Source organism: Actinocorallia libanotica, assembly GCF_039525175.1.
Lineage (GTDB): Bacteria > Actinomycetota > Actinomycetes > Streptosporangiales > Streptosporangiaceae > Actinocorallia > Actinocorallia libanotica.
In genome coordinates this window covers 1-688 of the sequence record NZ_BAAAHH010000118.1, presented here as the reverse complement: position 1 = coordinate 688, position 688 = coordinate 1, and the positions used below count along the sequence as shown (strand labels likewise).

Below are 688 nucleotides of genomic sequence, written 5' to 3'. Positions count from 1 at the left end.
TGGGCGAGGTTGCTGCGCAGCCGGGTGTCCGCGACGGCCTCGCGGGCGGCTTCGGGGAAGGAGGGCATGCCGACATAGGTCGGCATCCGGGTACGGCTCATGAGGTGCTCGCAAGGATCTCGGCCAGGTGCGCCACCCGTACGCCCGAGCGCTGGCGGGAGAGGGTGCCGCCGATGTGCATCAGGCAGGAGTTGTCGGCGGCGCACAGCACCTCGGCCCTGGTGGCCTTGACCGCGGCGACCTTGTCGGCGCACATGGCGGCCGAGACGTCGGAGTTCTTCAATGCGAAGGTTCCGCCGAACCCGCAGCATTCCTTGGCGTCGGGCAGGTCCACGAGGTCGATGCCGCGTACCTCGCGCAGAAGCTGGAGCGGCCTGTCTCCGATCTTCAGCATGCGAACCGAATGGCACGTCGGGTGGTAGGTGACGCGGTGCGGGAAGGAGGCGCCGACGTCGGTGACGCCCAGGACGTCCACCAGCAGTTCCGACAGCTCGTACACGCGCGGTGCCAGTTCCTCGGCCTCGCGGGCGAGCTTCGGCCGTCCTTGCCGTGCGGCGAGTTTGGCGTGCCAGTCGCGGACCATCGCCGCGCACGACCCGGACGGCACCACCACGGCCTCGTGGTCGGAGAAGGTGCGGGTGAACGACTCCACCATCGGCAGTGCCTGTTCGGGGTAGCCGGTGTTGAG

General features: G+C 69.2%; 1 protein-coding gene. It reads right to left on the bottom strand.

Annotated elements, in window-relative coordinates; all coding sequences use genetic code 11:
- Positions 1-97: 97 nt before the first annotated feature.
- On the bottom strand, positions 98-688 hold a 591-nt coding region (locus ABD140_RS39930; RefSeq protein WP_344248285.1), incomplete at its 5' end, for a (Fe-S)-binding protein.